The organism is Brevibacillus nitrificans (assembly GCF_003710965.1).
Taxonomy (GTDB): domain Bacteria; phylum Bacillota; class Bacilli; order Brevibacillales; family Brevibacillaceae; genus Brevibacillus; species Brevibacillus centrosporus.
Window position 1 is genome coordinate 70,629 of record NZ_RHHU01000002.1, and the last position, 13,036, is coordinate 83,664.

Here is a 13,036-nt window from a genome sequence, read left to right on the forward strand (position 1 = left end):
CGTTATTCAGAAAAAGAGAGCAAGTTTCCTCGCTCTCTTTTCCCTCTAGTAAAATTAACGCAGCAATTGCAGTACGCCTTGTGGGAGTTGGTTCGCTTGAGCCAACATCGCTTGTGCTGCTTGGGTAAGAATGTTGTTTTTAGTGAATTGCATTTGTTCTTTTGCCATGTCAACGTCGCGGATGCGGGACTCAGCAGCAGTCAAGTTTTCGGAAGTGATGTTCAAGTTGTTGATAGTGTTTTCCAGACGGTTTTGGTTAGCACCCAGGTAAGAACGCGCTTTGCTCACGTTAGTGATTTCAGTATCAATAGCGCTCAGTACTGCAATTGCGCTAGCTTGGGAACCGAGGCTCCATCCGCTAACTGTGCTAGTTACAGAAACCAGGCTGAAACGGGAAGTTGCCAGAGCCAATTGCTGAGTGGATTCTTGGCCAATTTGCAAAGTGATCACACTGCTGTTGCTCAACAGGCTAATACCGTTGAACTTGGTGTTGCCTTGGATGTTTTCCATCTCGCTTTTCAGCTCTGTCAGCTCTTCATTGATACGAGCAAGGTCATCTGTTTGGCTGTAGGTACCGTTAGCTGCCTGTGTAGCCAATTCTTTGATACGAACCAGCATGTTGTTTACTGTTTGCAGCGCACCCTCAGCTGTTTGGATCAAAGAGATACCGTCTTGGGAGTTGCGGGAAGCTTGTTCCATACCACGGATTTGAGCGCGCATACGCTCGGAGATGGAGAGACCAGCAGCATCGTCAGCCGCACGGTTGATGCGGTAGCCAGAAGACAGTTTCTCAACGTTTTTAGACAGGTTGCTAGAGTTTACACCCAGTTGACGATGAGTGTTTTGCGCAGACATATTGTGTTGGATAATCATGTAAAGTTCCTCCTTGAGTTGTCGACAGTCACGTCCCTGTGACTGCTACATATATTTGAGACGAACCACAATCGCGCGCTTGTGACTTTGTCCCTACACTACTATTATCGGAGAGTATGTTTTCCTCTTTTAGCACTTTTTCTGCTTTTTTCTACAAAATAAGAAAAAAGATGGTCTTATTGACCATCCTTCGAGCTTTTATTGGACTCCAGCAGTTGTTTTAACGCCACCCAATCACCCTGACTCTGTATTGCCAGACGATTTTCCTCCTGGATAGCATCAAAAATCTCTTTCCGATACACATCCAAATTCCGCGGGGCCTCAATGCCAATTCGCACTTGGTCTCCCTCGACGGAAATAATTTTGATTTCAATGGCGTCGCCGATCATGATCGATTCATTTTTCTTTCGCGAAAGGACTAGCATGCAAACACCACCTACTTTCGATCGACAGCTTGTTGGTCAAACAGCGACTGGCGAATGGAGTATGTATCATTCTGCAATATAATCTGTCTAGCCATTCGATTAGACAAATTGACCACTATTGGAGCTTTTAAATTGACTGTTGCCTGATTATTTTCACGAAGAGTAACAATTGAAAACACGGCAATTTGAGATCGATCTTCCACACGCAGAGCTTCTTTTACTAAATCTGATAATCCTATTTCATATCCACGGAAAAATGAGAAAGGATCAATCACCCAAAAGCCTACTTCCGTTTCTTCCGTTGACCGAATCAGGAAGAATGGACTCTCCTCTTCCTGCAACAACTGAAAAAACTGCAAATGGGAAAACCCCGGGATGCCATCTTCAAAAAATAGCTTGCCCAATTCCACTTGTTGACTTGCGTTCATGTTTTCCCCTCGCTTACATCATCTGATCCAACTGACTGCCTACTACATCTATTTTCAGACTGTTGTATTGTATCATATACGGCTCTACTTTGCCTGGTGTATAGGAGAGCTCAGGCTGCCTCGTCACTGGATCCATACTCATTCCGTTTCTTTGGACGTTTATTACCACAGGCTTCAGCTGGATATCAATATTGACACCTTCATCTGCAGACGCAGACGGAGGTGTATACCCCCCCTCCAGGACTCTAAGGGCTTTTTCTCTACCAATTGCAGCGATTGCGTTTTCTTTTGTATAGATCCGCATCAGTCGATCACCCTCTTGGCTTTTTTCCCCGATTGCCTGAAGGGCCTTTTCTTTTCCGTAAGCTGCTGCACTTTCGCTAAACTGCATGGAGGTCATAATTCCGATGTTCGCTCGCGCTTGGCTGGAATCGATATGTAATGTGGTTCGGGCTTGTTCGATATTCAGTGTAGCCGGCACTTGCTTTAGGTTCATTTCCGCATACGGCTGCTTAATATCTTGAATTGGCTTGATGATGTTCAATCCGAGCTGGGCAAACGTGCTTTGCATTTGTATTTTCGGGATATTCACGTCTCATCTGCCTCCTGTCAACTAGCGCAGGAAGTCCAACAATGTCGGCTGAATGATGCGAGCACCTGAGCCTAATGCGGCGTTGTGCACGCTTTCCTGAGTTTTTAGATCAGTCATCACTTTTGCCATGTCAGCGTCTTCGTTTTTGGACATAAGGCCTGTTATGCTTACTTCCTGGGTATCCAAACGCTCTGCAATCAACTCTACTCGGTTTACATTTGCTCCAAGCGAGGCCCGTTCAGCCAAAAGCTTATTGTACTGATCATCCATTGCCGTTTGGAATTGGGTCGCCGTTCTTCCGTTGCTCAGTTCCCCGATAATATTGTTTAGTACTGTGAACATATTATTAGCATTATTAGGGTAATTGAAGATGTTCTGAGCATTGACGTTGGACGTTACTAGTACACCCTGGCTCACTTCCAAATTGATAGGCGAGCTGTTTGTGCTTACAAAATCCCCGACACCAGCTTTAGCAGTTGCATCGTACGGAGGTTTATTTGTATCCGTACCAGCAAAAATATACTTCCCATTGATCTGCTGATTCGCCAAAGTCCCCATGTGCTTCTTCAGTTCTTCGACTTCTGCTCCCATGGCCTTCAAGTCATCAGCAGAAACGGCCCCATCTCCGGTGTAAACAAGAATTTCCTTCACCCGCTTCATAATACTTCCCATCTCATCCATGGTCGTATCCGTCATATCCATCCAGGACTGCGCCTCATCGACATTGCGCTTATACTGATCATTCTCCATCAAAGAGGAGCGATAGAACATCCCACGAGCGGCAATAACCGGGTCATCAGAAGGCTTGTTGATTTTGCTGCCTGACGAAAGCTGCTGCTGCAGCTTGTCCATAGTCCCCATCGACTTATGCAAATTACGCAGCATGTTGCTATTCAACATATTTTGCGTTACGCGTACCGCCACTACTAATCCCTCCTATTAGAGACCCACACGGCCCATGCCGTTGATGACTTTGTCCAAGATTTCGTCCATGCTCGTCATGACGCGCGCAGAGGCGCTGTATGCGTGCTGGTATTTGACCATTTCCGCCATCTCGTCATCGATGGAGACTCCAGATACGGATTGGCGCTGGTTGTCTACCGTTCCGACAAGCATCTCCGAGTTTGCTTGATTTCGCGTCGCTTCCTGGGCATCTACACCCAATTGGCTGATCGTATAACGATAGTAGTTATCCAATGTTGAGCTTTCCGCCAAGTCGTTCGGACCTGTACCTGCAGCCAGCACCTTGAATTTGATGGAAGCGATCGCGAGCGCCGTCTCGTTGTTACCTACCGGAGTAGAGGTCGCCTCCGGTTTCGCTGCTGCAATGGCGTCCAGGCTCTTTGTGATTTCTGGGTTGATTGTAATGCGGAGCGCGCCGGTTGGATAATCCTTGGTCGCTGCGTTTCCTGCGAGTGCAGTCGTGTCTACGAAGAACGGCAAGTCTTGCACCGTACCATTATTTATATCCGACAAGCTCACCCCTGCACGGTGGATGTCGTTAATTTCTTTTGTCAGGTTCACTGCCAAAACGTCGAGGCGCTTCAAAATGTTAGGAACAATCTGGTCGCGGGATTCCAGCGTACCTGCCATATATCCCGAAGTCGGCGTAAATGCAGCGCCACCCAATGTCAAATCGCTCACGCCGGTAAGCGGGTTTTGTACCGCAGCAAAAGGCTGAGACGTGATTCCTGTTACAAAATCCCGTCCTTCAATCGTGACGTTCACCATGCCAGCCGTAGACTGCGTCGCCTTGATGTCCACCAGCTTGGAGAGCTTGTCCAAGAGAACATCCCGCTGATCGTACAAATCATTGGGCTGATACCCATGCGGAACCACATTGGAAATCTGGTTGTTCAGGCTGGCAAGCTGCTGACCGATCGAATTAATCTCCATCGCCTTCACATTTACCACATTGTCCAGATCGGTTTGAACTTCCTGCAGGTGCTTGTAAGTGGTATTAAACGTATCCGCTACCGCTTTGCTTCGCTCGCGAACAACCGCACGAGCAGATGTATCAGTCGGGTCTTTCGCCAAATCCTGCCATGCCTGCCACATCTGGTCCATGACCTTTTGCAGGCCGGTATCAGAAGGCTCGTTCATGATGCCCTCGACTTTTTCCAGTGTTTCCGTTCGTGCATCCCAATAGCCTTGACGCTTGTATTCATTGCGATACTGAATATCCAGAAACTCCTCGCGCAGGCGCTGAATGCTGTCTGCCTGTACCCCTGTACCAAGTAAGCCTGGCTCGATCGTTTGAAACATGCCCACATACGGAAGCCCAGTCGTCGCCTGCATGTTTACACGCTGGCGGCTATAGCCCTCTGTATTTGCATTCGCAATGTTGTGGCCCGTTGTATTTAAGGCGGATTGCTGTGCGAACAAACCGCGCTTACTAACTTCTATACCATGAAAGGTAGAGCGCATATTGACACCTCTTTACGCTTTTTTATTAAAAAAAGTTCGATTTGCCTGACGATAGCCTTCGGAGGCAGGATTTCCGTATATGAAATCGTCCTCCGGTGTATCGGTGATCAGGTCGAGCGTCATGTTTACAAAAGAAAGGGATTGCTTTAGCAACTGCTGATTCAGTTCATTCGCATCACGCAGTTCGTAAACAATCCGGCTCAGTTCATTGCGACAGGCGGTCAGTCGCGTTTTCTCTTCCGCACTGGTCGTCAACTTGATCAATTCAGCCAGTGTGCCTTCCTGCAGCGTAAAGCCTTTTTCGGTTGTCAGCTCTCTTACTACATTCAGACGGGCTGTTTCTGCTGCTGTAATTCCCTTGATCAACTTTTGCTCTTGGCTCGTTATCGCCACAAGCTCATTCACATTTCCTTTAACCAGCACCTCTTTCTTGTGCGTAGCCAAGGTGTACAAGGCCTTGTGCAACTGGATCAAGTTGTCGAGCAGCTCGTAGAGCATGTCCATTTTCGTCATCGTTGTATTCTCCCTCGTCTTCCCTAGAGAGCCTATTTGTTCTTTTGCCAGAAGGACAGGAATTTCTCTGCGATTTTTTCACTCGGCACGCGATACGTTCCCTCTTCTACCTGCTTTTTCAGTTGATCCACTTTTTCCCGACGCTGCGGCGAATCTGGATCTTCCAGCTGCTTCAGCATTTCCAACGCCTCGGTAGAAATGTTCACTTCATCTTTCCCCATCGGGATCTTGCCGGATTTACCTACCTGGGAATTGCCAGTCTTGTTATAGGCATTGATCATACCGATACGATTGGGCTCATTAATCCGCATGTGAAAACCATCCTCTCAAACCACCGGACATGAATGATGTAAAAAACCGATGATACTTCTTAGTAGTATCATCGGCAATTTCGCTGCGCCCGATTAGTTTTTTTGTTACAAAACTATTCGTCAGTATTCCTCTTTCCTCGATAGGCCGCTGTCGAATTCCCTGGATTTTTCTCCTCATCAAGACGTCTCATGACTTCCAAGTCCTGCGTGATATCATGCTTCAAACTATCAATGCATGTATCACAAAGATTACCGGTGTGTATCAAGGAACCGCAACGCTCGCATGGATATCCGAGGTGCGGGTTGCCAGCAATAGATATACGACCTTCTTTAATAAATTTCGTGATTTGCTTCACACTGACGCCAGTTGCTTCACTCACCTGGTAAATGTTAGAGCCGCGATTTTCCCGTTTGCGCAAAAACCGCGCACACAGCTCATACTCCTGTTCTACTTGCTGATAGCACTTCGGACAAATATCGCGGACAGCTTGTACAAAAAGTGCATCACAGCGTGAACAATTGGCAAGTTTGCCCAAGGACATAATGCCACCCCCTACATTCCTTCCATAAATTTTCCGTTCAACTTGATGTATGTTCTCATGATACTCCAGTTTTCACAGACTGGCTATCGATAGATCGTCAGGGAATAAATGCTGCCATGGGGACCTGCGTGTGCAAGGATTGTTTTTGCACATGAACGCAATGTAGATCCTGTCGTGTAAATATCATCCAGCAAAAGAACGCGGTATGAACCAGACATGTTCTTTGGGACACGCTCACCCGCCCACGAAAACGCACCCTCCATGCTTTCTACACGAGCGGTACGTCCTGCCTGCTGGCTTAGTTTGGCGGTCATTTTGGTACGGACCAGAAGCGAGCGAACAGGGATTCCTAGATCGGCACTCAGCCGCTTTGCCAGGAGATCAACCTGATTGAAGCCTCTCTCCTGCAAACGTTGGGCATGAAGAGGGACTGTCGTGATGCAATCAAACGCGATCCCTTCGTAATAACGATAAAACGCAATCGTTAACAGCTTGGCAAAAAAGGCAGCCAATCGTTCCTCGCCGCGATATTTAAACGTGCTCAGCAAATTTTTTCCCCATTCATTATATCGGAGCAAACTACGGTTGCTTTGAAGTGTTTCTGCCGTGATATTATGACAATCCGAACACAATTGGCTTCCTTCCCGCCCACATTGCAGACAGCTTGGTCCAAGCATTACGGGCAGCTGATTCATACAGATTCCACATAGCGCCAAGCCAGCTACCAAACGATACATAACCGGATAGCGCGTTCGACTGGCTAGCTGACCCGCCAGACTGCGAACAGCCGACTCTTTTACTCGCTCGTTTAAGTGACCGCCACAGCCTAGGCAAGTATCGTTTCTCATGCTCTTTCCTCCTGTGCCCCTTGCAGGTTCGCAAGCTGGTTCATGCGCTTGATCTGCTTGACTGCCGCTTTTGGAGGGGCAGCGCGCTCAGCCTGCAGAAACAGCACTACACCCGTAGGATCATCGCTGGACCGTCCTACTCGTCCCGCAATTTGTACCAGGGATGCTTCGTCAAAAACAGGAGCCTCTGCTCCGAGCACCACAACATCACTTCGCGGGATCGTGACGCCTCTCTCCAAAATCGTGGTTGTTACCATGAGACGGTAACGCTTTTCCCGGAAAGAACGGACCTCCTCGTCACGCTGTGGATCGGCAGCATGTACACCTGCCATTTGGGAGGCCAAGTCCGGAAAGAAAGTCGTCAAATAGGCAAGGACACGCTCCACATCATCAATACGCGGAACAAACAAGAACAGCTGCCTCCCCTCCGCGAGCGTGCTTCGTACGATTTTCAACAAGGAGGAGATAGGCCTGTTTGTCCGCATGCGCTTGTGCAAGCCTGGGATGGTCTCGATGCGTGGGACCGGGAGCGCAGAACCATGATAGCGCCCAGGCAGCAGTACATGGGTAGAGGACCGCAGGAGTGGGAGTTTGGCCCTTTTTAAAACGAGCTTCTCTTTCCTTTCGGCTACCAGTCTTTTTTGGAGGTACTGCGGGGGAGTGGCGCTCAAAAAAAGCAGCCTTCCTTCGGGCTTTACCGCTCTTGCTATTGCCCTCTCCAGCATTGGATTGTTGTGGTATGGGAAAGCATCCACCTCATCGAGTACCACGAGCGGAAAGCGTTGATAATAGCGCATGACCTGATGTGTGGTCGCAATCGTAATATCCGCTTCCTCCCACTTTTCCAGACTGGATCCATGGACAGCAATGACACGAGCATCAGGAAAGACCCGTTGCAAGCGCGGAGCAAGCTCTAGAACCACATCCTTGCGGGGAGTCGCGATCAGAACCCTGCCTCCCGTCGATAACGCCTCTTCGATCGATGGAAAAAGAAGCTCGGTCTTGCCCGCTCCACAAACAGCCCAAATAAGAAACTGCGACAAACCAGGGCGTTGATTGGCCACGTACCTTCTTGCCTGTTCTGCTGCTACCGCCTGATCGCGGGAAAAGCTGCCCAACCAGTGCAGCCGCGATGCCTTCCGCCCTGCTTCACGCTTGTCGCTGACTGCTGCCTCCCTCGTCGCGGGAACCAGCAAGTACGGCGTGCAGCACTTGCTTCGGCCCATCCCCAGGCATACCGTGCAGTAAGCGCAGCCCTGCCCGCAGGAATGGCATACGGTGTATTCAATCTCCTTTTCCCTGCTCCCGCACCTTTCGCAGCTCATTTCCAACCGATGCTTCCACCAGCTCTTTTTAATCGCGAAACGTATTCCCGGCCGCCACTGTGCTCGCTCGGACAAAACCAGCCTCTGCAAAACGGCAGTCAGGTCGTGAATAGGAGCCTCTTTTTTCAAGAGCAGCGTCTCAGCCTCCTCCCATAGCAAGGCACGGCCGTCGAGGACCTTTTGAATTGTCTCAGTCGCCAAGCGCAGCTTCAGCTTTTGCCCATCGTCTCCCCCTATCTCGGGGCATACCGAGACCGACCAATCCCCCGTCTCCCACGTAAACCATTCAGGTCTTGACGGTTCCACTCCCGCCATGTCACGCCCGTAAAGGACAGCTGTCTCCCGCACCTGCTGTACGGCCAGCTCCCGCAATTCGGCAAGTCCTTCCTCGCTCATCGGATGGGAAGTCCCGTACTTCTCCTCCAGGCGTGCGTTGACAATCTCCCGCAACGAAAAAGCCAGCGCTAGTGAAGGACTCTTTCCGATGACGTGCAGCTGGCACCCCTCCCGCTCTTGCCAAAACGACTGATCTACGGCAAAGCAGGGAGTCACATAGGCTTGTGCAGACAGCATCTTTTCAGCTCCCGTCTTGATATAGAGCAAATACTCGCGCACAGAGCTTCCCTCCCGAATCGATCTCATTTGCCCTCAGTGTGCAAAAAGACAGGGAGAGTCAGCAAATATTTCTGTACGAAAAAAAGCACCGCCCGTGAGCAGTGCTTTTTGTGCCATTTTTTCATGTACTGGATTCCTGTCGCAAATCAATGACGATGTCTGACTGATTCAGCTCCTCCTGTCCTTCTTCCAATAAGCGAAAGAAGTACGGGTGGCGCTCGTAGATACTGACCATACGCCTGGTATGATCTGATGATCCAGCGTCAATCAAGGATATGCGGATAGGCTTGCCACTCCAATAGGAACGAAACAGCAAGCGTCGAATCACTCTCTCCAGCACTTGCTCGGAATCCCGTACCAATACTTTGTAGTGCTGCTGCGGGATTTCTGCATCCCTTTTCATGCTTCTCGCCCATTTGTCAGCCAAAAGCACAAGCAAAGAGGAGCAGCCATATGCCGCTAACAGCCACAGTAGAAGTTCTTCCATCACGGTCATACCTCCTCCACTAACAAGGTATGCCGGACAGCCTTTTTTCGCTACAGTTTCACCCAACCGTTTTTAATGGAGATAACCACTGCCTGCGTACGGTCTTGCACATTCAGCTTTTGCAAAATGCTGCTGACGTGATTCTTTACCGTTTTCTCACTGATGAACAAAAACTCCCCGATAGCCCGGTTGCTTTTGCCTTCTGCCATCAGCTGCAGCACTTCACGCTCGCGGCGTGTCAAAGACTCGATCACTTTTGGATCGATCATCTGCGAGTCATCCAGGGAGAAGCTGCGTTCTGCCGCCCCTTCCTGCTCACTCAAGCGGCGGAATTCCTCGATCAGCTTGCCCGTTACTTTTGGATGGATATAAGCGCCACCGCTTGCTACAACGCGCACAGCGTCTACGAGGTCGCTCGTCCCCATTTCTTTCAGCAGGTAGCCGGAAGCACCGGAGCGAAGCGTGCGATATACATAGCCTTCGTCATCATGAATCGAGAGCATGATCACACGCGTATTTGGACTTACCGAAATCACATTCTCCGCTGCGGAAACCCCGTTGATATTCGGCATGTTGATGTCCATCAGCAATACGTCTGGCTTATGCTCTTCTGCCAGCAGGGCAGCCTCTCCACCGTCTGCTCCTTCGCCGACAACCTTAAAATCGTTTTCCATTTCTAAAATGCGCTTCACGCCTTCGCGAAACAATTGATGGTCGTCCACAATCACGATACGGAGCTCTTGCTGTCTCTTATCCATGACTCATCCCCCTGTGTAAGTTCTATATTTTTTCACATTTTAAGCGGTATTTGAAAAATAACCTTCGTTCCTTCACCTGGCGCCGATTGCATTTCAACAGAGCCCTCCAGCAGCTGAACACGCTCTTTCATGCCCAGCAAACCGAACGAGCCGCCGTTTGCCAATCTCTTCTCCAGATCAAAGCCGACACCGTCGTCCTTTACTACCAGACTCAAGGACTCCTGTACAAATTCCAGCTTCACTTGAACCGTGTTTGCTCGCGCATGCTTTTCCACATTGTTCAGACATTCCTGAACCAAACGGAAAATTGCGGCTTTCACGGAGCTGCGAAGTGGAGGCTCCACACCAAATACTACCAGATCAATGGAAGACTCGATACGCTCTTCGCAAGTTTGTATGTATTTCTGCAATGTTGGTACCAGGCCTAGATCATCCAATGCCATTGGGCGCAGGTCGAAAATGATTCTTCTCACATCGGCCAAGCTCATCCGAACCATTTCTTTCAGCTCATGCAACTCCATCTGTGCTTCCAGAATCCGTTCGTTCTTTAACATTTTTTCAACGATCTCCGAGCGCAACACTACATTCGCCATCGACTGTGCAGGACCATCATGGATTTCACGCGCTACCCGCTTGCGTTCTTCCTCCTGCGCCTGGATGACTTTCAACCCCATCAATTGATGCTGCTTGGCTGATTCCAACGCTTCTCCGATCTTGCTCAGATCACCAGTGAGGTAACCCAAAACCACTCCCATCTGGGACACTAGCTTTTCCGCACGATCGATGGTCTCTTCCAGCGTACGCAGCTGACGCTCCAAATCATTGCGTCTACGCTTCAGGTTGTTTTCCCGCTCCCGATAAATCGACAGCTCGACCTGGATCCGGCTCGCTTCTTCATAGGCAATCCGGATGTCTTCCTCCGTGTACATCTGAAAGTTGCGGCTTACCAAGGCAAGACGGTTGCGTGATTTGCGATACGCCAGTTCCAGCGCATCTACCTTTTGAATGACTTTTGAAATTTCCTGACGCAGCTCATGCAAATCGAGCTTTAACGAATTCCCTTGCTGTCTTGCGTTTTCTGCTATATCAAATATTTGGGTTTTGCTTGTTTCTACCGTTTCAATCGTTCGTTTAATAACTCCATCGAGCACGCTAATGTCAATCGCCTTGTTCATGATTGCTCTCCTTCAATCAAGTATTTCGCTTTCGTGAACAGCTGATGGAGGATCGCTTTCGTCCATACAACTACCAAAATCTCTATACTATTGTTTCGGTTTTGTTGTTGCTTTTTTTTAGGGCATGACGTTTGGCTCAGCACTCTTGGCTACGCTTATGCTTATAGACGTATCAACATGGGGAAAAGGTTGCACTTCAGGCACATTTTTTTCTTTCGATCCCTCTCCCATGATTCCAACGGTCACGTTTTCGATCAAATTGTTTATCTGCAAAAAGGAAGAGCCTCTATTCAGCCAATACTCCTCCTTTACTTCCCTCATAAGATGATTCGACATAGTCCTACAAAATCCTTTGTGATCGGCTCCCCAATAAATGGACGGCGCGCACGAAGAGTAGACAATTTGACCGCACCAAGCCTTAGAAGCACACAAATTGTTACCAAACAAAAAAAGAGCCTAGCGGATAAACTAGGCTCTTTCGTCTGTTCCTTCTTATTTCACGAGTGCAGCAGCATCTTGCTTCAGTGCATCTGCTTTGTCTGTTTGCTCCCAAGGAACATTCAGGTCGTTGCGGCCGAAGTGACCATACGCTGCAGTTTGTTTGTAAATCGGACGACGCAGGTCCAGTTGCTTAATGATACCAGCAGGACGCAGGTCAAAATGTTTACGAACCAATTTTACCAAATCTTCTTCGGAAACGGTTCCTGTGCCAAAAGTATCGACTGCGATCGATACAGGCTGTGCTACCCCAATGGCATAAGCCACTTGAACTTCGCACTTGTCAGCCAGACCTGCAGCTACGATGTTTTTCGCTACATAACGAGCAGCGTATGCGCCGGAACGGTCCACTTTTGTTGGATCTTTACCGGAGAACGCACCGCCGCCATGACGTGCATAACCGCCGTAGGTATCTACGATGATTTTGCGGCCAGTCAAGCCAGCATCCCCTTGTGGTCCGCCAATTACGAAACGGCCCGTTGGGTTGATGAAGTATTTCGTATCCGCGTCCAGCAATTCAGCAGGAACAACAGGCTTGATTACGTGCTCTACGAGGTCTTTCTTGATTTGCTCCAAAGTAGTCTCAGGAGCGTGTTGGGTAGAAATAACGATGGTGTCGATACGAACTGGCTTGTCACCGTCGTATTCAACCGTTACTTGCGTTTTTCCATCTGGACGCAGGTAAGACAGGGTATCGTTTTTGCGTACTTCTGTCAGGCGGCGAGCCAGTTGGTGCGCCATGCTGATTGGCAGCGGCATCAGTTCAGGTGTCTCGTTGCAAGCAAATCCGAACATCAGACCTTGGTCACCAGCACCGATTGCTTCGATTTCAGCGTCGGACATTTGACCTTCACGTGCTTCCAGAGCTTGGTCAACGCCAAGAGCAATGTCAGCAGACTGTTCGCCGATTGCAGTAATTACACCGCAAGTATCAGCGTCAAAACCAAATTTCGCACGATCGTAGCCAATGCCGCGAATGGTTTCGCGAACCAGCTTTTGAATGTCTACGTAGGTATTTGTGGTGATTTCACCAGCAACCAGTACGAGACCTGTTGTTACGGATGTTTCGCAAGCGACACGAGCGTTTGGATCCTTGGACAGGATCGCATCCAAGATGGAATCGGAAATTTGGTCACAAATTTTATCCGGATGTCCTTCGGTTACGGATTCAGATGTGAACAGACGACGACCTTTTTGCAAAGCCATGAGAAAATACCTC

Annotated in this window: 15 protein-coding genes; all 15 read right to left on the reverse strand. The window is 49.1% G+C overall.

The window, feature by feature from the left end:
- Window positions 1-54: 54 nt before the first annotated feature.
- The 15 genes from EDM59_RS01285 to metK all read right to left on the reverse strand — a co-directional run bounded on the left by EDM59_RS01285 (window position 55) and on the right by metK (window position 13,023).
- Window positions 55-873, reverse strand: a complete 819-nt coding sequence (locus tag EDM59_RS01285) for a flagellin N-terminal helical domain-containing protein (protein WP_122921979.1) — start codon at window positions 871-873, stop codon at window positions 55-57.
- A 176-nt stretch (window positions 874-1,049) separates the two neighbouring features.
- A complete protein-coding gene (gene csrA, locus EDM59_RS01290; protein WP_122921980.1) occupies window positions 1,050-1,298 on the reverse strand; it encodes a carbon storage regulator CsrA in 249 nt (82 codons plus the stop codon).
- Window positions 1,299-1,309: 11 nt separating this feature from the next.
- On the reverse strand, window positions 1,310-1,726 hold the full coding sequence (gene fliW / locus EDM59_RS01295; protein WP_122921981.1) for a flagellar assembly protein FliW: 417 nt from the start codon (window positions 1,724-1,726) through the stop codon (window positions 1,310-1,312).
- A gap of 13 nt (window positions 1,727-1,739) precedes the next feature.
- Window positions 1,740-2,318 carry a DUF6470 family protein gene (locus EDM59_RS01300; protein WP_122921982.1) on the reverse strand — a complete coding sequence of 193 codons (579 nt, stop codon included), beginning with the start codon at window positions 2,316-2,318 and terminating at the stop codon, window positions 1,740-1,742.
- 21 nt (window positions 2,319-2,339) lie between these two features.
- Window positions 2,340-3,242, reverse strand: coding sequence for a flagellar hook-associated protein FlgL (gene flgL, locus EDM59_RS01305; protein WP_122921983.1), 903 nt, complete (start codon window positions 3,240-3,242; stop codon window positions 2,340-2,342).
- A gap of 15 nt (window positions 3,243-3,257) precedes the next feature.
- Window positions 3,258-4,745: a flagellar hook-associated protein FlgK gene (gene flgK / locus EDM59_RS01310; RefSeq protein ID WP_122921984.1), complete on the reverse strand. Its 1,488-nt coding sequence runs from the start codon at window positions 4,743-4,745 to the stop codon at window positions 3,258-3,260.
- Window positions 4,746-4,757: 12 nt separating this feature from the next.
- The gene (locus tag EDM59_RS01315) at window positions 4,758-5,249 is read right to left on the reverse strand and encodes a flagellar protein FlgN (protein WP_122922086.1); all 492 of its coding nucleotides are present in this window, start codon (window positions 5,247-5,249) and stop codon (window positions 4,758-4,760) included.
- A 41-nt stretch (window positions 5,250-5,290) separates the two neighbouring features.
- The gene (gene flgM, locus EDM59_RS01320; protein WP_092275456.1) at window positions 5,291-5,569 is read right to left on the reverse strand and encodes a flagellar biosynthesis anti-sigma factor FlgM; all 279 of its coding nucleotides are present in this window, start codon (window positions 5,567-5,569) and stop codon (window positions 5,291-5,293) included.
- Between the two features lie 113 nt (window positions 5,570-5,682).
- Window positions 5,683-6,111: a TIGR03826 family flagellar region protein gene (locus tag EDM59_RS01325; RefSeq protein WP_122921985.1), complete on the reverse strand. Its 429-nt coding sequence runs from the start codon at window positions 6,109-6,111 to the stop codon at window positions 5,683-5,685.
- An 83-nt stretch (window positions 6,112-6,194) separates the two neighbouring features.
- Window positions 6,195-6,959 (reverse strand): ComF family protein, encoded by a 765-nt coding sequence (locus EDM59_RS01330; RefSeq protein ID WP_122921986.1) that lies wholly within the window; start codon window positions 6,957-6,959, stop codon window positions 6,195-6,197.
- Window positions 6,956-8,899: an ATP-dependent helicase ComFA gene (locus tag EDM59_RS01335; protein ID WP_246010854.1), complete on the reverse strand. Its 1,944-nt coding sequence runs from the start codon at window positions 8,897-8,899 to the stop codon at window positions 6,956-6,958. The genes EDM59_RS01330 and EDM59_RS01335 overlap by 4 nt, the downstream gene beginning before the upstream one ends.
- Window positions 8,900-9,020: 121 nt before the next feature.
- Window positions 9,021-9,386: a glycosyltransferase family 2 protein gene (locus EDM59_RS01340; protein ID WP_122921988.1), complete on the reverse strand. Its 366-nt coding sequence runs from the start codon at window positions 9,384-9,386 to the stop codon at window positions 9,021-9,023.
- A gap of 50 nt (window positions 9,387-9,436) precedes the next feature.
- A complete protein-coding gene (locus EDM59_RS01345) occupies window positions 9,437-10,144 on the reverse strand; it encodes a response regulator (RefSeq protein ID WP_092275442.1) in 708 nt (235 codons plus the stop codon).
- Between the two features lie 32 nt (window positions 10,145-10,176).
- A complete protein-coding gene (locus EDM59_RS01350; protein WP_092275439.1) occupies window positions 10,177-11,319 on the reverse strand; it encodes a sensor histidine kinase in 1,143 nt (380 codons plus the stop codon).
- A 492-nt stretch (window positions 11,320-11,811) separates the two neighbouring features.
- Window positions 11,812-13,023, reverse strand: coding sequence for a methionine adenosyltransferase (metK, locus tag EDM59_RS01360; protein ID WP_122921990.1), 1,212 nt, complete (start codon window positions 13,021-13,023; stop codon window positions 11,812-11,814).
- Between the last annotated feature and the right edge of the window lie 13 nt (window positions 13,024-13,036).

Excerpts from the sequence above, each read along its gene's own strand:
- EDM59_RS01285 (WP_122921979.1), bottom strand. The coding sequence starts at position 873 with ATGATTATCCAACACAATATGTCTGCGCAAAACACTCATCGTCAACTG.
- csrA (WP_122921980.1), bottom strand. The coding sequence starts at position 1,298 with ATGCTAGTCCTTTCGCGAAAGAAAAATGAATCGATCATGATCGGCGAC.
- fliW (WP_122921981.1), bottom strand. The coding sequence starts at position 1,726 with ATGAACGCAAGTCAACAAGTGGAATTGGGCAAGCTATTTTTTGAAGAT.
- flgK (WP_122921984.1), bottom strand. The coding sequence starts at position 4,745 with ATGCGCTCTACCTTTCATGGTATAGAAGTTAGTAAGCGCGGTTTGTTC.
- EDM59_RS01315 (WP_122922086.1), bottom strand. The coding sequence starts at position 5,249 with ATGGACATGCTCTACGAGCTGCTCGACAACTTGATCCAGTTGCACAAG.
- flgM (WP_092275456.1), bottom strand. The coding sequence starts at position 5,569 with ATGCGGATTAATGAGCCCAATCGTATCGGTATGATCAATGCCTATAAC.
- EDM59_RS01325 (WP_122921985.1), bottom strand. The coding sequence starts at position 6,111 with ATGTCCTTGGGCAAACTTGCCAATTGTTCACGCTGTGATGCACTTTTT.
- EDM59_RS01330 (WP_122921986.1), bottom strand. The coding sequence starts at position 6,959 with ATGAGAAACGATACTTGCCTAGGCTGTGGCGGTCACTTAAACGAGCGA.
- EDM59_RS01340 (WP_122921988.1), bottom strand. The coding sequence starts at position 9,386 with ATGGAAGAACTTCTACTGTGGCTGTTAGCGGCATATGGCTGCTCCTCT.
- EDM59_RS01345 (WP_092275442.1), bottom strand. The coding sequence starts at position 10,144 with ATGGATAAGAGACAGCAAGAGCTCCGTATCGTGATTGTGGACGACCAT.
- EDM59_RS01350 (WP_092275439.1), bottom strand. The coding sequence starts at position 11,319 with ATGAACAAGGCGATTGACATTAGCGTGCTCGATGGAGTTATTAAACGA.
- metK (WP_122921990.1), bottom strand. The coding sequence starts at position 13,023 with ATGGCTTTGCAAAAAGGTCGTCGTCTGTTCACATCTGAATCCGTAACC.